Genomic DNA, 17,658 nt, shown 5'->3' with positions numbered 1-17,658 from the left:
GGCGCGAGCGGTCACGCTCTGGACGCGGACGGGCACCGGAGCCCGAGCCTGTGCCGGAAGCCTGAGCCGGCTCTCAGGCCTGGCGCCTGACCTCCACCATCCGGAAGCGGTTGGCCACGAACGCCGCGTCGCACAGCGCCGCGTTCGCCGCCGGGTTGCCTCCGGAGCCATGGAAGTCCGAGAAGGCAGCCGTCTGGTTCACATACACGCCGCCCGTGAGATTCAGCGAGAGCTGCGCGGACTCCTCCAGACAGACCTCCTCGATCGCGCGCTCCGTCTCCGGCGAGGTCGTGTACGCGCCGACCGTCATCGCGCCCTTCTCACGCACCGTGCGCCGCAGCAGCTCCAGCGCGTCGTCCGTCGAGTCCATGGCGACCGCGAAGGACACCGGGCCGAAGCACTCGGCGAGATACGGCACCTCGGCGTCCGCCTCGGTCCCGCCCTCCCCGGCCTTCTCCCAGGACTTGCGGGCGCCGTCGGCCTTCACGATCGCGGGCGTACGGACCACCGCGTCCGGGAACTCGGGATGGACGATCTCGCGCGAGGCGAGCGCGATGTCGCCCAGCGAGGCGGCGGCCTCCAGCCTGGCCTTCACATCGGGATTGACCAGCGCGCCCAGCAGCGCGTTGGCACGGGCGTCGTCGCCCAGCAGACCGCTCACCGAGGCCGCGAGATCGGCCACCACCTCGTCGTACGACTTCTCGCCCGCGTCCGTCGTGATGCCGTCCCGGGGGATCAGCAGATTCTGCGGGGTGGTGCACATCTGGCCGCTGTAGAGGGAGAGCGAGAAGGCCAGATTGGAGAGCATTCCCTTGTAGTCGTCGGTGGAGTCGACGAGGACGGTGTTGACGCCGGCCTTCTCCGTGTAGACCTGCGCCTGGCGGGCGTGGGTCTCCAGCCAGTCGCCGAACGCGGTCGATCCGGTGTAGTCGATGATCCGGATCTCCGGGCGTACGGCCAGCGACTTGGCGATGCCCTCGCCGGGCCGTTCCACGGCCAGCGCGACCAGATTCGGATCGAACCCGGCCTCGGCGAGCACCTCGCGGGCCACGCGTACCGTCAGCGCCAGCGGCAGCACCGCGCGCGGATGCGGCTTGACCAGCACGGGATTGCCGGTGGCCAGGGACGCGAACAGGCCCGGATAGCCGTTCCACGTCGGGAAGGTGTTGCAGCCGATCAGCAGCGAGATACCGCGCGGGGCCGCGGTGAAGGTCTTCCGCAGCTCAAGAGGATCGCGCTTGCCCTGCGGCTTGGACCAGTCGGCGGCGGCCGGTGTCCGGGTCTGCTCCGCGTACGCGTACGCCACGGCCTCCAGGCCGCGGTCCTGGGCATGCGGCCCGCCCGCCTGGAAGGCCATCATGAAGGCCTGTCCGCTGGTGTGCATCACCGCGTGGGCGAACTCGTGCGTGCGGGCGCTGATGCGCGCCAGGATCTCCAGACAGACCAGCGCGCGTGTCTCCGGTCCTGCCTCGCGCCAGGCGCCCATGCCCGCGCGCATGGCGGGCAGCAGGACATCCGGATCCACGTGCGGATACTCGACCGCCAGCGCCGGGCCGTACGGCGAGACCTCGCCGCCCGTCCAGCCGTCGGTGCCCGGCTGGTCCAGCTCGAAGCGGGTGCCGCGCAGGGCCTGGAACGCGGCGAGACCCTCGGCCGGCGCGCTCTCGCCGTACGCCTTGGGGTGCTCGGGGTGCGGGGACCAGTAGGCGCGGCTGCGGATCGCGTCCAGGGCCTGGTCGAGCGTGGACCGGTGTTTTTCTGAGAGCTGCTGGGGGCTGAGCTGGGCGGCCATGACGGACCCACTCCTCGGTCGGGCTGAGTATCAGGACACGGACGGGAAACGGAACGGGAGACGGACGGGAGAGTCGAGACGGGACGGGAAGGGACGAGACAGGGACATGAGCGGACGGACAGAGTTAGAGTAACCGAACGATCGGTCGGGACAAGAGGGCCCGGCGAACCTGTGGACAACTCACCTGTGGAGAACCCATGGCCCTTTCGAGGCCCGCTCATACGGGAGGATTGCTTCCATGACAGCAATCGAGCCCGGCCGTGTCGTCGCGGTCGTCGGCACCGGCACGATGGGCCAGGGCATAGCCCAGGTGGCCCTGGTCGCCGGCCATCCCGTACGGCTCTACGACGCCGTGCCCGGCCGCGCGGAACAGGCCGCCGCCTCCCTCACCGGACGACTCGACCGGCTGGTCGAGAAGGGCCGGCTCGACGCCTCGGCGCGCGACGCCGCAGTGGCCCGGCTCCGTCCGGCCGCGGAACTCACCGAGCTGGCGGATGCCGCGCTGGTCGTCGAGGCCGTACTGGAACAGCTCTCCGTCAAGCGGGAACTGTTCGCGGCCCTGGAGGACATCGTCGGCGACGACTGTCTGCTCGCCACGAACACCTCCTCCCTCTCCGTCACGGCCGTCGCCGGCGGGCTGCGCCTCCCGGGCCGTCTGGTCGGACTGCACTTCTTCAATCCCGCGCCGCTGCTGCCGCTCGTGGAGGTCGTCAGCGGCTTCGCGACGGACGAGCGGGCCGCGCGGTGCGCGTTCGAGACGGCGCGCGCCTGGGGCAAGACGCCGGTGCGCTGCGCGGACACTCCGGGATTCATCGTCAACCGCGTCGCCCGCCCGTACTACGCCGAGGCGTTCCGGATCTACGAGGAGAGGGCCGCGGATCCCGCCACGATCGACGCGGTGCTGCGTGAGTCCGGCGGCTTCCGGATGGGGCCCTTCGAGCTCACCGATCTGATCGGCCAGGACGTCAACGAGGCCGTCACACGGTCCGTGTGGGAGTCCTTCTTCCAGGATGTACGGTTCACGCCCTCGCTCGCGCAGCGCAGGCTGGTGGAGTCGGGACGGCTGGGCCGCAAGTCGGGCCGTGGCTGGTTCCCGTACGGCGAGGACGCCACGCCGGGCGCCGGAGCACGGACGGAAGGGCCCGCGCCGGCGCCCGCGGCCGTCACCGTGCAGGGCGGACTCTTCGCGGCCGAGACGCTGCCCGGTCTGATCGAGGAGGCCGGTATCGAGGTCCTCCGTAAGGAGGATGCCGTTCCCGGTTATCCGGGCTGGATCGAGCTGTCCGACGGTACGCGGCTGTTCCTGGCGGACGGGTCGGCCGCCGACGACGCCGGGATGCCCGTCATCCACTTCGATCTCGCGCTGGACTACCGCGCGGCGACGCGGATCGCCCTGGCGCCCGCCGCCGGAGTCGACAAGGCGGCCCTGAGCGAGGCCGTCGGCCTCTTCCAGGCGCTCGGCAAGGACGTCAGTGTGATCGCCGACGTCCCGGGCATGATCGTGGCCCGTACGGTCGCGATGCTCGTGGACTTCGCGCTCGACGCGGCGGCGCGCGGAGTGGCCTCCCCGGACGACATCGATACGGCGATGCGACTGGGCGTCAACTACCCGCGCGGGCCGCTCGACTGGGGCGCGGAGCTCGGCGCGCGGTGGGTGCTGGAGACGCTGGAGTCGCTGCACGAGGGGTATCCCACCGGCCGTTACGCCCCCTCCCAGGCGCTGCGCCGCCTGGCCGCCGCACAGGAGGAGGACGACGCGTCATGACGACCGCCAAACGCGACACGTACACGCCCGAGACTCTGCTGACCGTCGCGGTCCGTGTCTTCAACGAGCGCGGTTACGACGGCACGTCCATGGAGCATCTCTCCAAGGCCGCCGGGATCTCGAAGTCCTCGATATACCACCATGTCGTGGGTAAGGAGGAGCTGCTGCGCCTCGCCGTCAGCCGCGCGCTGGACGGGCTCTTCGGGATCCTCGACGAGGACGGCGCGGTCCAGGGACGGGCCATCGCACGGGTGGAGTATGTGACCCGCCGTACGGTCGAGGTGCTGATGGCCGAGCTGCCCTATGTGACGCTGCTGCTGCGGGTCAGGGGCAATACGCAGACCGAGCGTTGGGCGATGGAGCGGCGCCGTGAGTTCGACCAGCGGGTGGCCGATCTGCTCAAGGCCGCCGCCGCGGACGGCGATCTGCGGGCCGATATGGACATCAGGCTGGCGACCAGGCTGCTCTTCGGCATGGTCAACTCCCTGGTGGAGTGGTACCGGCCGCGTGCGGTCGGCGGCCATGGCCGTGACGAGGTGGCGGAGGCGGTCGTACGGATGGCCTTCGACGGACTGCGCACGGAGCGCTAGGCCGCCTAGAGCGTCGGGCCGGTGGCCGTTCCCGGGCCGAGGTCCGTCTCCTCGAACACCAGCAGAGTGCGGGTGGACAGCACCTCCGGAATGGACTGGAGCCTGGTCAGGACGAGTTCGCGCAGGGACCGGTTGTCCGGCGCGTGGACCAGCAGCAGTACGTCGAAGTCACCGCTGACCAGGGCGATGTGCGTGGCTCCCGGCAGCTCTTCGAGCTGTTCGCGCACGGTGCGCCAGGAGTTCTGCACGATCTTCAAGGTGATATACGCGGACGCGCCCTGACCTGCGCGTTCATGGTCGATCCTGGCGCTGAAGCCACGTATCACTCCGTCGTCGATCAGCCGGTTGATCCGGGCGTACGCGTTGGCGCGCGAGACATGGACGCGCTCGGCCACGGACCGTATCGAGGCGCGGCCGTCCGTCTGGAGGATCCGGAGGATGTCCTGGTCGATGGCGTCGAGCGGGCGCGGCGGCGCAGGAGGCTGCTTCGTACCGCTCGTACCGTCGCCGCCACGGCCGGTGCCGGCCGCGCCGCGTACGGCGGTGTCGCGTACGGCCGGCTCGGCGCCCTGGTCCGCGCCGTCGGCCATTTGTTCAGCTCCCATGTCCCCCCGCCTCTCCGCCATGGACGACCTGTGACCATCCCAGGCTGTGGAGAACCGTTTGTCCACAGGCTGAAGCCGCCTGTAGCCAAAATGCCTCAACGACCGAACAATCGGTAGGTGAGACGGGCCACACCAGGCAACCCGTCGCCCGCCCGCTCCCACGAGGAGGTGCACGCGTGAAGAAGAGCAGTACGGTCCAGGAACTGCCCGGTGCCGCGGCCCACCGGCCCACTCCGCCACCGGCGTGGCAGCCGCGTACCGATCCCGCACCACTGCTTCCCGACGCCGAGCCGTATCGCGCGCTGGGCACGGACGCCGTGGCCGACGCCGATCCAGGACTGCTGCTGAGGCTCCACGCCGAGCTGGTCCGTGGCCGCAGGTTCAATACGCAGGCCACGGCTCTCACCAAGCAGGGCAGGCTCGCCGTCTATCCGTCGAGCACCGGCCAGGAGGCCTGCGAGGTCGCCGCCGCGCTCGTGCTGCGTGAGCAGGACTGGCTCTTTCCGAGTTACCGCGACACCCTCGCGGCGGTGGCGCGCGGACTCGACCCGGTGGAGGTGCTGACGCTGCTGCGAGGCGACTGGCACACCGGGTACGACCCGTACGAGCACCGTGTCGCGCCGCTGTCCACGCCGCTCGCCACCCAGCTCCCGCATGCCGTCGGGCTTGCCCACGCCGCCCGGCTCAAGGGCGACGATCTGGTCGCGCTGGCCCTGGTGGGCGACGGCGGCACCAGCGAGGGCGACTTCCACGAGGCGCTGAACTTCGCCGCCGTATGGCGGGCCCCGGTCGTCTTCCTCGTACAGAACAACGGCTTCGCGATCTCCGTGCCGCTCGCCAAGCAGAGCGCGGCGCCGTCCCTCGCCCACAAGGCCGTCGGGTACGGAATGCCGGGCAGGCTGGTCGACGGGAACGACGCGCTGGCGGTGCACATGGTGCTCACCGAGGCCATGGCCCGGGCCAGGCGCGGCGAGGGACCGACACTCGTCGAGGCCGTGACGTATCGCATCGAGGCGCATACGAACGCGGACGACGCGACCCGCTATCGCCCCGACGACGAGGTCGAGACCTGGCGCGCGCACGATCCGGTCCGGCTGCTGGAGGATGAGCTGACCGCGCGCGGGATCCTCGGCGAGGACGGCGTCCGGCAGGCCGCCGAGGCCGCGGAGGCGATGGCCGCGCGGCTGCGCGACCGGATGAACGCCGAGCCGGTGCTCGACCCGATGGATCTCTTCGCACACGTCTACGCGGACCAGACCTCCCAGCTCCGTGAGCAGGCGGCCCAGCTTCGCGCCGAGCTGGCGGCGTCGGCCGAGGAAGGGCCCGGTGAGACGCGATGACCACGGTCGCGGTGAAGCCCGCCACGATGGCGCAGGCCCTGCGGCGCGCGCTGCGCGACGCGATGGCCGAGGACCCGTCCGTCCATGTGCTCGGTGAGGACGTCGGCACGCTCGGCGGCGTCTTCCGGATCACCGACGGGCTGGCCGCGGAGTTCGGTGACGACCGCTGTACGGACACTCCGCTGGCCGAGGCGGGCATCCTGGGCGCGGCCGTCGGGATGGCGATGTACGGACTGCGGCCGGTCGTGGAGATGCAGTTCGACGCCTTCGCGTATCCGTCGTTCGAGCAACTGATCAGCCATGTGGCGAAGATGCGCAACCGCACGCGCGGCGCCATGCCGCTGCCGATCACCGTGCGGGTGCCCTACGGCGGCGGGATCGGCGGAGTCGAGCACCACAGCGATTCCTCCGAGGCGTACTACATGGCGACGCCCGGCCTCCATGTCGTCACTCCCGCCACGGTGGACGACGCCTACGGACTGCTGCGGGCCGCGATCGCCTCGGACGATCCGGTCGTCTTCCTGGAGCCGAAGCGGCTCTACTGGTCGAAGGCCGCGTGGTCGCCCGACGCGCCGGCCGCGGTTGAGCCGGTCGGCCGCGCCGTGGTCAGACGCCGGGGCAGCAGCGCCACCCTCATCACCTACGGCCCGTCCCTGCCGGTCTGTCTGGAGGCGGCCGAGGCGGCCCGTGCCGAGGGCTGGGATCTGGAAGTGGTCGATCTGCGCTCCCTGGTGCCGTTCGACGACGAGACGGTGGCCGAATCCGTACGGCGTACGGGCCGGGCCGTGGTCGTCCACGAGTCCACCGGATTCGGCGGCCCCGGCGGCGAGATCGCCGCCCGGGTCACCGAGCGTTGCTTCCACCATCTGGAGGCGCCGGTGCTGCGGGTGGCGGGATTCGATATTCCGTATCCGCCGCCGATGCTGGAGAGGCACCATCTTCCGGGAGTGGACCGGGTGCTGGACGCGGTCGCGCGGCTCCAGTGGGAGACGGAGAGCTGATGGCCCAGGTGCTGGAATTCAAACTGCCTGACCTCGGTGAAGGGCTGACCGAGGCGGAGATCGTCCGCTGGCTGGTGTCGGTGGGAGATGTCGTCGCCATCGACCAGCCGGTGGTCGAGGTCGAGACGGCCAAGGCGATGGTCGAGGTGCCCTGTCCTTACGGAGGCGTGGTCACGGCGCGCTACGGCGAGGAGGGCACGGAGCTGCCGGTCGGAGCTCCGCTGCTGACGGTGGCGGTGGGCGCGTCGGAGCCGGGCGACATGCCCGCGCCCGTCGCGGGACCGCCCGCCGTGGACCCGGCCGTACAGCCGGCCGCACCCAAGGCAGCGGGCTCGGCAGGCTCGACGGGCCCGTCGTCCGGTGACGCGTCGGGCAATGTGCTGGTCGGATATGGCACGGGAGCGCCGGTGGCGCGCAGGCGCCGGGTCGGTCCGGTGCGGAGCACCGCTCCCGCCGCTCCTCGTATCCCGTCCGCTCCCACCGCCGGGCCGCTCAACGGCGCGTCGGGACCGGTCCCGGTCGTCTCCCCGCTGGTACGGCGGCTGGCCCGTGAGCATGGCGTCGATCTGCGGGCGCTGACGGGCTCGGGACGGGACGGACTGATCCTGCGGTCCGATGTCGAGCAGGCGATCCGGCACGGTGTCACACAGCCTCAGCCACAGCTTCAGGCACAGCCACAGCTCCAGCCGCACTTCCGGGCGCAGCCGCAGGCGTCGCCCGCGACGGCCGCTCCGGTGGCCGCGTCCCGGCCTTCGCCCGTGACCGCCCAGGACGGAGCGGTCCGGGTGCCGCTGCGTGGAGTCCGGGGCGTGGTCGCGGACAAGCTCAGCCGCAGCCGGCACGAGATTCCGGACGCGACCTGCTGGGTGGACGCGGATGCCACGGAGCTGATGGCGGCCCGTACGGCGATGAACGCGGCCGGAGGCCCGAAGATCTCGCTGCTCGCGCTGCTGGGCCGGATCTGTACGGCGGCCCTCGCCCGCCATCCCGAGCTGAACTCCACCGTGGACATGGCCGCCCGGGAGATCGTGCGCCTGCCCGCGGTGCATCTCGGCTTCGCCGCCCAGACCGACCGGGGACTGGTGGTCCCCGTCGTACGGGACGCGCACACGCGCTCCGCCGAATCGCTGAGCGCCGAGTTCGCGCGGCTGACGGAGGCGGGCCGGGCGGGCACGCTGACTCCGGCCGATCTGACCGGCGGGACCTTCACGCTCAACAACTACGGAGTGTTCGGCGTCGACGGTTCCACGCCGATCATCAACCACCCGGAGGCGGCCATGCTCGGCGTCGGCCGGATCGTGCCCAAGCCCTGGGTCCACCAGGGAGAGCTGGCCGTACGTCAGGTGGTGCAGCTCTCGCTCACCTTCGACCACCGGGTCTGCGACGGTGGTACGGCGGGCGGCTTCCTGCGCTATGTGGCGGACTGCGTCGAACAGCCGGCGATGCTGCTGCGCACTCTGTAGCGGGACATTCCGGGTGGCGGGCGCGGACACGCGCCGAAAAGGCGGAGAACTTCGGCCTTCGTACAGAGGCCAAGAGCTTCGAACGGGTGATCGCGGCTCATACTTCAGCCATGACCGCGTATGACGCCATCGTGCTCGCCGGAGGTGCCGCCAAGCGGCTCGGCGGGGCCGACAAGCCAGGGGTACGGGTCGGGGGCCGGGCGCTTCTCGACCGTGTGCTGGCCGCGTGTGACGAGGCCGCCCGGACCGTGGTCGTGGGTGGCCGGCGGCCCACCGCGCGGCCGGTGCGCTGGGCGCGCGAGGAGCCGCCCGGCGGCGGCCCGCTGGCCGCGCTCGACGCGGGAGTGCGGTGCGTCGAGGCCGACACCGTGCTCGTACTCTCCGCGGATCTGCCGTTCCTCGGCAGGGCGACGGTGCGCCGGCTGGTCGAGACGCTGGACACCAGCGGCCGGGAGGCGGTCCTGCTCACCGATGCCGACGGCCGTGACCAGCCGCTGGTCGCCGCCTATCGCGCGGAGCCGCTCCGTCGTGAACTCGCCCTTCTCGCAACCGAGTACGGCAACCTCCGCGGGCTTCCGCTGCGTCTGTTGCCGGACGAACTCGAACTCGCCCGGCTCGATGACGATCCTCTCGCCTCCTTCGACTGCGACACCTGGGAAGACATCTCCACGGCCCGGGCCCGAATCAGAGAGCATGGAACCGTGCTGGACGAATGGATCACCGCAGTCAAGGACGAACTCGGCATCGAGCTGGACGTGGACATCAGCGTCCTGCTCGATCTGGCCCGCGACGCCGCCCATGGTGTCGCCCGGCCCGCCGCGCCGCTGACGACCTTCCTGGTCGGCTACGCGGCGGCCAAGGCCGGCGGAGACGGGCCCGAAGCCGTCGCGGAGGCCGCGCGCAAGGCCGCGGCGCTCGCGCTGCGCTGGGCGGAGGAATCGGAGGGCGGCGACGGGCCGGGAGCCAAGGGAGCCGACGCCGGATGACCGCCCGGGACCGCGAGCCCGACGGGATCGACGGGATCGACGAAGCCCTGGCACTGGTCGCCGGAGCGTCGGCCGCGCCGCACGACCCGGGCGGGCACTCCGGCCGGGCGCACGGCGCGCACCGGAGCGACGGTACGAACGAGGGCAGCGGCACGGACCGGGAGCAAAGGGACCACGGCGCCGGTTCCGGAGCCACGGCGGCGATAGCAGGGCCATCGGCGTCGGCGGCCGGTCCGGACCGTGCCGCCACTCCCGGCAGCCGAGCCGCGTCGGGCCGGCACCGGGCCGAGCCATGGGAGACGGCCCGCGCGATCGCCGTACGGTCGGGACGCTCCGCGCGCCCGGCATCGCCCGGCCCGGCCCACCGCGTACCGCTCGACCGTGCCCTGGGCCGGGCGCTGGCCGAGCCGCTGGCCGCCCTCACCGATCTGCCGTCCTTCGACACCTCGGCGATGGACGGCTGGGCGGTGTCGGGGCCCGGCCCCTGGACCGTACGGAGCGCGCATCGCGCCTCCACACCAAGGGCGTCCGACGGCCCAATCGAGGACCACGGCATTCTCGCCGGACAGGGAGAGGCGGCGCCGCTTCCCGACGGCGCCGCGGTACGGATCGCCACCGGCGCCCGGATCCCGCCCGAGGCGACCGCGGTGGTGCGCAGCGAACACGCCCGTATCGACAGCGGCGGCCATCTCCACGCCGAGCACGAGGTGGTCCCGGGCCAGGACATCAGGCCTCGCGGCCAGGAGTGCCGCTCCGGCGACCGGCTGCTGCCCGCCGGTTCACTGGTGACTCCCGCCGTGCTGGGTCTGGCGGCGGCGGCCGGATACGACGCGCTGGTCACCGTTCCACGGCCACGCGTCGAGATACTGGTCCTCGGCGACGAACTGCTCATCAAAGGTCTGCCTCACGACGGACTGATCCGCGACGCCCTGGGCCCGATGCTCGCGCCCTGGCTCCGCTCTCTCGGCGCCGAGGTTCTCGCCACCCGCCGGATCGGCGATGACGCCGATGCGCTCTGTCATGCGATCACCGGCTCCGAGGCCGATCTCGTCATCACCACCGGCGGCACGGCCTCGGGGCCGGTCGATCATGTCCATCCGGTGCTCCGGAAAACAGGCGCCGAGCTGCTGGTGGACGGTGTCGCCGTACGGCCCGGCCATCCCATGCTGCTGGCCCGGCTGGCGTCGGGACGCCATCTGGTGGGCCTGCCCGGCAATCCGCTCGCCGCGGTCTCCGGGCTGCTGACGCTCGCCGAGCCTCTGCTGCGGTCGCTGGCGGGACGGGCACCCAGGACCCCGTATCGCGCGCCGCTGCGTGACCCGGTGCAGGGCCATCCGTACGACACCCGTCTGGTGCCGGTCGTCCACCGTGACGAGGGACTCGTACCGCTTCATTTCAACGGTCCGGCCATGCTGCGCGGAATCGCCGCCGCCGATGGGCTCGCGGTCGTACCGTCGGGCGGTGCGCAGGCAGGCCAAGAGCTGGAAGTGCTGGATCTGCCCTGGACGGCCGGGGCCGATGGAGAGTGTTTCACGTGAAACTTCCCGGCCATGATGCGATGGCCAGGCAGGCCGACGAATATCTGGTCACCACCCGGGTGAAGCTGCCACGCCGTAAGGTCGTCCGTCCGCTGCGTCAGGTCAGCCGACGGCTGCTGATGGCGCTGTTCGTACTGGCCCTCACGGTGTTCATCGTCTTTGTCGACCGACAGGGCTACCACGACAACGCCGATGAATCGGTCGACTTCCTGGATGCCGTCTACTACGCCACCGTGACGCTCTCCACGACGGGTTACGGAGACATCGTCCCGTACAGCGACAGCGCGCGGCTGGCGAATGTGCTGCTGGTGACGCCGCTGCGCGTGCTCTTTCTTATCATCCTGGTCGGTACCACTCTTGAGGTCCTCACGGAGCGCACCCGGGAGGAGTGGCGGCTGAACCGCTGGAGGTCCAACTTGCGCGACCACACCATCATCGTCGGCTATGGCACCAAGGGCCGATCGGCGATCCAGACGCTCTGTGCCACCGGGCTGAAGAAGGATCAGATCGTCATCGTCGATCCGTCGAACAAGGTGATCGAGGCGGCCAACGCGGAGGGATTCGTCGGGATCGTCGGCGATGCGACCCGTAGCGATGTGCTGCTGCGCGCGGAACTCCAGCGCGCCCGCCAGATAGTTATCGCCACTCAGCGCGATGACACAGCGGTGCTGGTCGCGCTGACGGCACGCCAGCTCAACCGTACGGCGAAGATCGTGGCCGCCGTACGGGAGGAGGAGAACGCACCGCTGCTGCGCCAGTCCGGCGCCGACGCGGTGATCACCAGTGCCAGTGCCGCCGGCCGGCTGCTCGGGCTCTCGGTGCTCAGCCCCAGCGCCGGCACGGTGATGGAGGATCTGATCCAGCAGGGCAGTGGCCTCGATCTCATCGAACGGCCCGTCATAAAGTCCGAAGTGGGCCGGAGCGTACGGGAGACGGACGATCTGGTGGTGAGCGTGCTGCGCGGGCACCGGCTGCTCGGTTACGACGATCCGACGGCCAGCCCGCTTCAGCTCACGGACCGTCTGATCACCATCGTCCGGGCCCAGAGCCCCACGGTCCCGGACAACTCCAGCACTCCGTAGCGCGAACGCCTCCTGGCTCCAACGTGCTCCAACGTGTCGTAGGACCGGCCGCCGCGGGGAGCGCGGGAGTAGCCTCGCGCTCATGTATGCGATCACGATTCCGGAACCCGGTGGCCCCGAGGCGCTCGTCTGGGCCGAGGTGCCCGATCCCGTACCCGGCGAGGGCGAGGTCCTCGTCGAGGTCGTGGCGAGCGCCGTCAACCGTGCCGATCTTCTGCAACGGCAGGGCTTCTACGATCCTCCGCCCGGCGCCTCCCCGTACCCCGGTCTGGAGTGCGCGGGACGGATCAGCGCGCTCGGCCCGGGAGTCGCGGGCTGGGCCGTCGGCGACGAGGTGTGTGCGCTTCTGGCGGGCGGAGGCTATGCCGAGAAGGTCGCCGTACCGTCCGGCCAGCTTCTTCCCGTACCGAAGGGCCTGGAGCTGGCGACGGCCGCGGTGCTTCCCGAGGTCACCTGCACCGTCTGGTCGAACGTCTTCATGATCTCGCATCTGCGGCCCGGCGAGACGCTGCTGGTGCACGGCGGCGCGAGCGGTATCGGCACGATGGCCATCCAGCTCGCCAAGGCGGTGGGCGCGCGGGTCGCGGTCACGGCGGGCGGTTCCGAGAAGCTGGCGCGCTGCGCCGAACTGGGCGCGGACATCCTGATCGACTACCGCGAGCAGGACTTCGTCGCGGAGATCCGCAAGGCCACGGACGGCGCCGGCGCGGATGTCATCCTCGACATCGTCGGTGCCAAGTATCTGGACCGGAATGTGAAGGCCCTGGCCGTGAACGGCCGGCTCGCGGTGATCGGTCTCCAAGGCGGAGTCAAGGGCGAACTCAATCTGGGCGCGCTGCTGCACAAGCGCGGTGCGATCACGGCGACCTCGCTGCGTGCCCGTCCCCAGTCCGAGAAGGCGGCGATCGTCGCGGCCGTACGGGAGCATGTCTGGCCGCTCATCGACAACGGTGACATCCGTCCGGTCGTGGACCGGACGATGGCCATGCCGGAGGCGGCGGAGGCACACCGCGTACTGGATTCCGGCACCCATGTCGGCAAGGTGCTGCTGCTCACGCCGACCGCCGGCTGACGACCATCCCGACGGTCCACGCCCCGACCGACCATCACCCCGACTGACGGCCGCCCCCGGCCCGGTGCGCCTCCGGTGTACCGGGCCGTGAGGGAAGGGACCAGCAGAAGGGACCTACAGATACGGGCCGGAGCGGAGCGCGCCGTGTCCCTGCTCGCCCTCGTCGTCCTGGACCGAGCCCGGCGGCAGCGCGCGGCGCATCTGTTCGAGCTGCGCCCTGGCCGCCATCTGCTGGGCGAACAGCGCCGTCTGAATGCCGTGGAACAGGCCCTCCAGCCAGCCCACCAACTGGGCCTGCGCGATACGCAGCTCGGCCTCGGAGGGAATCGCGTCATCCGTGAACGGAAGCGAGAGCCGCTCCAACTCCTCGACCAGCTCGGGAGCGAGACCGTCCTCCAGCTCCTTCACGGAGCCCGCGTGGATCTCCTTGAGCCTGACCCGGCTCGCCTCGTCCAGAGGAGCCGCCCGTACCTCCTCAAGAAGCTGCTTGATCATGCTTCCGATGCGCATGACCTTGGCCGGCTGTTCGACCATCTCCGTCACAGGAATCTCGCGTCCCTCGTCGGCACCGCCACCACCGCCGCCGAGTGCCATCCCGTCCTGTCCCACCACGAGGACATGGGGGCTCTCCTGCGACCGTTCGTTACTCGGCATCTCCATACGGCCCATTGTCTCGCACATGTGAGTCACCACATGGCGTGCCCCCGTACGAAGACGATCCATCCTCGTACGAGGGCACGATTTCACCGTGTGCGCCACTCCGGACCGGCCGGCCGCGCGCCGGTTACGTGTCCGCGCGGCGGTGGCCGTCCGCCGGTTACGTGGCCGCCCGGCGGCCCAGCGTCCGGTGCGAGCGGGTGACCAGCGCGGCCAGGATCGCGGCACCCAGCGGGACGGCGACCAGCAGCGCGGCCAGCGTCTCCCAAGGGATGACGATGGGCACATACGGCGTCGTGAGGGAACCCCAGCCCTCGTCGAGCGCCCGCTCGTGGAACTTGAGCTCGCCGCGGCGCTCCGTCAGCCGCAGTCCGATCGCCGGGAGGACCCCGGCGGCCGAGCCCAGCAGCACACCCATCGCCGCCACCACCGCGCACTGGAATCCGCTGAGCGTCCTGCGGACCCGCGCCGGAGCACCGACCGCGGCGAGTGTCTTGAGATCGGCCTCGGCGTCCGCCTGGGCGAGACCGGTGGCGATACCGGCCGCGCCGATGGTGACCAGTCCGGCGAAGACCGTCAGCGCCAGCAGCACAATGCTGTTCTCGCTGGTGTACCCGGCCTCGATATGGAGATTCACCTGGCTGCCGGTCTTGGCCAGCTCGCCGTCCAGCTTCTGCTTCTGTGTGCTGTTCGGCAGGGCACTGGACGAGTAGTACGCGCCGAGCGGGACGGTGCTGATTCCCGCGGCCTTCGCCGTGGCCGGAGTGATGATCATCGTAAGGCCGTACGCGTTCGGCTTCCCGGGCACCTGGTACGCCGGGATCGACTTGAGAGTGCCGGGCGACGGCAGGCCCTTCTGACTGGCCGCGTCCGCCTTCTCGATGTCCGTGATCAGCAGGATGCCGATCTTTCCGGCCGTGTCGACGTTCCGCTTGTCGAACGAGACGACCCGGCCGTCCGCCAACGCCTTCTCCGCGCCCGGATCCTTGATGCCGAGGATTTTCAGCAGAGTGGCGTCACCGATCAGCAGACCGCCGTCCGCGTCGCTGTAGACCGAGCCCTGTTCGCAGCGCCAGTCCTTGGCGAGCCTGCGCCGCTCGGCCTTGCTGAACTTCTCCGAAGGATCGTCCGGCCCTGTGGCCCAGAGCGGACACTGATGCGCCTTGGGGACGACGACCTCGAACCGTCCACAGCCGTTGTCGCCGCGGTACATCGAGCAGTTCGGCTTTCCGACGGAGATACGGTCCACATCGGCCCGCAGATCGACGGGCAGATTCTTCTGGACCGCCGTGCGTATGGCCGGAACATCCCGGCCGCCGTCGTCCTCGTAGACCGCCACGGAGATCGCGCCATGAGGGAGTCGCGGCTCGTACGCGGCCCGGTCCTGGGCATCGCTGCTCGCGGCATACGTGGCGACCGCCACCGTGCCCGCGACCGCGGCCAGCACCGCCGCCACGGCCGGCGCCGTGCGGCCTCTGTTCCGTACGGCGTCCCGCAGCGCCAGCCGCGGCGAGAGCGGAAGCCAGCGGCCGAGCCGGCCGAACAGCCCGACCAGGGCCGGTGTCAGCGCGACCACGCCCAGCTCGGCGATGGCGCTGCCGCCCGCGACGATCGTGAACTGGTCGGTCATCGTCGAGCCGTACAGCGCGATCACCGCACCCAACGCGACCGCGATCAGCCCGAGGACCGGCAGGACCCTGCTGCTCCGGCGCACTCCGCGGCGGCCGGTGAGCGAGGACAGGACGGTCTGCCGGGAGGCGGTGACGGCCGGGACGATTGCCGCGAGCAGACCGGTGAGCACGGCGAGCAGCGCGATACCGAGGAGTTCCAGCGGCCGGATGTCGAAGCTGCCGAAACGCCGGCCCATATAGTCCTCAAGGACGGGACGCAGTACATAGGTGAGGCCCAGACCGAGGGCCGTACCGATGACGGCCGAGGCGACACCGATCACCAGACCGCCACCGAGGACGATGGCCCGGATATGGCGCCGGTCGCCGCCGTTGGCACCGACCAGACCGAGCTGACGGCGCGAGCGCCGGGCACCGACCGCGAAGGCCGGACCTGCCAGCAGACAGATCTCCAGCATGGCGAGGCCGACGACGGTGCCCGCCGCTGCCAGCTCTGTGGCATTGGCGACCGCGCTCTGCTCGTACCTTCCTTGGTCGTCCTGCTGGTACAGCGGCACATCCGCGTCGGCGGGCGGATCGAGGGCCACGGCACGGGAGGTCACCACCAGGCCATGGGTATTGGCCTCCTTCACCATGTTCCACGTGAAACCACCCGGAACGCGGATGAGTTGAGTGGTGCTCGCGTTCGTTTCCGGCAGCCCGTCGGCCTGGAGCGCCTTGTCGAGCGGCGCCAGAAATGCCCCGGGGAGCGCGTTGACCTGGTCGGTGTCCAGCGAGTCGGGCAGTTCGTAGGCGCCGACGATCCGGTACTCGGTGGCGAGTCCACGCGCGGTGAGCTCCGAACCCACCCGTAGCCCGCTGACCTCCAGGAAGTGGCTGGTCGCGGCGACCTCGTCGGCCCGCTCGGGAAAGTGGCCCTCATTGAGGCGCATGATGCCGTCGGCGATCGGGTCGGCGGCCTTCAGCTCACGGATCTCGGTCTGGAGCAGCCCGTATGTGGTACGGAGCTTTCCGGTTCCCAGCGTGTCCTCAAGGACCGTGGCGCCGGCCGGAATGGCCTTGGCGATATCGCCCGGTCCATCGGGCCAGGGCTCGTTCTCGAAGTCGTCGACCGGCGAGTAATTGTCCGCCTGGGGGTTCTGATAGAGCGGCACACCGCCGAACTCCGGATCGCTGATCTGGGCATCGGCCCGGCCGAGCGTGCGGTCGAGCTGCTCCTGGGTGGACAGCTCGGAGCTGCGCAGCGTCAGATCGAAGGCGCTCACGCCGAGGATGGGAAGCGCGATCATGGAGAGGACGAGAAAGCTGCGTCCCTTGGAGCGCCAGGCGTCGCGACGGGCGATCCGCAGGGCCGCGCGCCAGGAGTGGTACCAGGTCCTCACAGTTCGGCCGCCTGGCCCGTGAGCAGCGAGTCCGCCTGGCTGCGGATGGTCTGGTCGACAACTGCGCCGTCCCGCAGGAAGACCACCCGGTCCGCCCAGGCCGCGAAGCGCGGCTCATGGGTGACCAGAACACCGGCGGCGCCCGCGTCGCAGCGTGTGCGCAGCAGGGCGAGTACGGACTCACCCGTCTCGGAGTCCAGCGCGCCGGTCGGCTCGTCCGCGAGGACCAGACGCCGGTCGCCGACGAGCGCGCGGGCTATCGCCACGCGCTGCTGCTGGCCGCCGGACATCTCGTCCGGGAACCGGTCGGCGAGCTGCTCAAGACCCATCTCCGCCAGCGCGGCCACGGCCTCGGTGCGTGCCTTGCGCGCGGAGGTGCCGTCGAGTTCACGCGGCAGCGCGATGTTCTCGGCGGCGGTGAGGGCCGGGATGAGGTTGTAGTCCTGGAAGACATAGCCGATGCTGCGGCGGCGCAGGGCCGCGAGCTGCTTGCGGCCGACGGTGGTGATGTCGGTGCCCTCGACGATGACACGGCCCGAGCTGGGCGTGTCGAGGCCGCCCGCGATGGTCAGCAGCGTGGACTTGCCGGAGCCCGAGGGACCCATGACGGCGACGAGTTCGCCGGGAAACACATCGAGGTTGATACCGCGCAGGGCATGGACCTCGGTGGCGCCGCTGCCGTGGACACGGGTCAGTTCCTGGAGTTGCAGCACGGGCTGCTGCGACGGTTGTGCGTTTTCGGGCATGAGGGATCCCC

Annotated in this window: 14 protein-coding genes; 9 read left to right on the top strand and 5 right to left on the bottom strand. The window is 70.7% G+C overall.

Annotation, left to right across the window (positions count from 1 at the left end; genetic code table 11):
• Positions 1–73: 73 nt before the first annotated feature.
• Positions 74–1,792, bottom strand: coding sequence for a phenylacetic acid degradation protein PaaN (gene paaN / locus ACFV6H_RS22480; protein WP_385544861.1), 1,719 nt, complete (start codon positions 1,790–1,792; stop codon positions 74–76).
• 238 nt (positions 1,793–2,030) lie between these two features.
• Between paaN and ACFV6H_RS22475 the strand changes: the two genes are divergently transcribed.
• The gene (locus tag ACFV6H_RS22475; RefSeq protein ID WP_385544859.1) at positions 2,031–3,557 is read left to right on the top strand and encodes a 3-hydroxyacyl-CoA dehydrogenase; all 1,527 of its coding nucleotides are present in this window, start codon (positions 2,031–2,033) and stop codon (positions 3,555–3,557) included.
• Entirely contained in the window at positions 3,554–4,147 is a 594-nt protein-coding gene (locus tag ACFV6H_RS22470; protein ID WP_093598007.1) for a TetR/AcrR family transcriptional regulator, read from the top strand. Before ACFV6H_RS22475 ends, ACFV6H_RS22470 begins: the two co-directional genes overlap by 4 nt.
• A gap of 5 nt (positions 4,148–4,152) precedes the next feature.
• On the opposite strand, the gene ACFV6H_RS22465 is transcribed toward ACFV6H_RS22470, so the two are convergent.
• Positions 4,153–4,752 (bottom strand): Lrp/AsnC family transcriptional regulator, encoded by a 600-nt coding sequence (locus ACFV6H_RS22465; protein WP_384979355.1) that lies wholly within the window; start codon positions 4,750–4,752, stop codon positions 4,153–4,155.
• Between the two features lie 176 nt (positions 4,753–4,928).
• On the opposite strand from ACFV6H_RS22465, the gene pdhA reads away from it, so the two are divergent.
• The 7 genes from pdhA (at position 4,929) to ACFV6H_RS22430 (ending at position 13,234) form a co-directional block, all read left to right on the top strand.
• On the top strand, positions 4,929–6,092 hold the full coding sequence (pdhA, locus tag ACFV6H_RS22460; protein WP_385544854.1) for a pyruvate dehydrogenase (acetyl-transferring) E1 component subunit alpha: 1,164 nt from the start codon (positions 4,929–4,931) through the stop codon (positions 6,090–6,092).
• The gene (locus ACFV6H_RS22455) at positions 6,089–7,093 is read left to right on the top strand and encodes an alpha-ketoacid dehydrogenase subunit beta (RefSeq protein ID WP_384979349.1); all 1,005 of its coding nucleotides are present in this window, start codon (positions 6,089–6,091) and stop codon (positions 7,091–7,093) included. Before pdhA ends, ACFV6H_RS22455 begins: the two co-directional genes overlap by 4 nt.
• Positions 7,093–8,556: a dihydrolipoamide acetyltransferase family protein gene (locus ACFV6H_RS22450; protein ID WP_385544851.1), complete on the top strand. Its 1,464-nt coding sequence runs from the start codon at positions 7,093–7,095 to the stop codon at positions 8,554–8,556. The genes ACFV6H_RS22455 and ACFV6H_RS22450 overlap by 1 nt, the downstream gene beginning before the upstream one ends.
• A gap of 110 nt (positions 8,557–8,666) precedes the next feature.
• Positions 8,667–9,542, top strand: a complete 876-nt coding sequence (locus ACFV6H_RS22445; protein ID WP_385544848.1) for an NTP transferase domain-containing protein — start codon at positions 8,667–8,669, stop codon at positions 9,540–9,542.
• Positions 9,539–11,080 (top strand): molybdopterin molybdotransferase MoeA, encoded by a 1,542-nt coding sequence (locus ACFV6H_RS22440; protein ID WP_385544845.1) that lies wholly within the window; start codon positions 9,539–9,541, stop codon positions 11,078–11,080. Before ACFV6H_RS22445 ends, ACFV6H_RS22440 begins: the two co-directional genes overlap by 4 nt.
• Complete coding sequence (locus ACFV6H_RS22435) at positions 11,077–12,162, top strand: potassium channel family protein (RefSeq protein ID WP_384784417.1); 1,086 nt, start codon at positions 11,077–11,079, stop codon at positions 12,160–12,162. Before ACFV6H_RS22440 ends, ACFV6H_RS22435 begins: the two co-directional genes overlap by 4 nt.
• 82 nt (positions 12,163–12,244) lie before the next feature.
• Positions 12,245–13,234, top strand: coding sequence for an NAD(P)H-quinone oxidoreductase (locus ACFV6H_RS22430; RefSeq protein WP_385544842.1), 990 nt, complete (start codon positions 12,245–12,247; stop codon positions 13,232–13,234).
• Between the two features lie 114 nt (positions 13,235–13,348).
• Here the strand turns inward: ACFV6H_RS22430 and ACFV6H_RS22425 are convergent, their stop codons facing one another.
• The 3 genes from ACFV6H_RS22425 to ACFV6H_RS22415 all read right to left on the bottom strand — a co-directional run bounded on the left by ACFV6H_RS22425 (position 13,349) and on the right by ACFV6H_RS22415 (position 17,647).
• Positions 13,349–13,894, bottom strand: a complete 546-nt coding sequence (locus ACFV6H_RS22425; RefSeq protein ID WP_384979333.1) for a bacterial proteasome activator family protein — start codon at positions 13,892–13,894, stop codon at positions 13,349–13,351.
• 157 nt (positions 13,895–14,051) lie between these two features.
• Positions 14,052–16,901: an FtsX-like permease family protein gene (locus ACFV6H_RS22420; protein WP_385544839.1), complete on the bottom strand. Its 2,850-nt coding sequence runs from the start codon at positions 16,899–16,901 to the stop codon at positions 14,052–14,054.
• Positions 16,898–17,647 carry an ABC transporter ATP-binding protein gene (locus ACFV6H_RS22415; RefSeq protein ID WP_384979327.1) on the bottom strand — a complete coding sequence of 250 codons (750 nt, stop codon included), beginning with the start codon at positions 17,645–17,647 and terminating at the stop codon, positions 16,898–16,900. The genes ACFV6H_RS22420 and ACFV6H_RS22415 overlap by 4 nt, the downstream gene beginning before the upstream one ends.
• Positions 17,648–17,658: the final 11 nt, after the last annotated feature.

It is taken from the genome of Streptomyces sp. NPDC059743 (assembly GCF_042732975.1).
Lineage (GTDB): Bacteria > Actinomycetota > Actinomycetes > Streptomycetales > Streptomycetaceae > Streptomyces.
The sequence above is the reverse complement of the archived record's forward strand: the minus strand, read 5'-3'. Positions and strand labels throughout refer to the sequence as shown.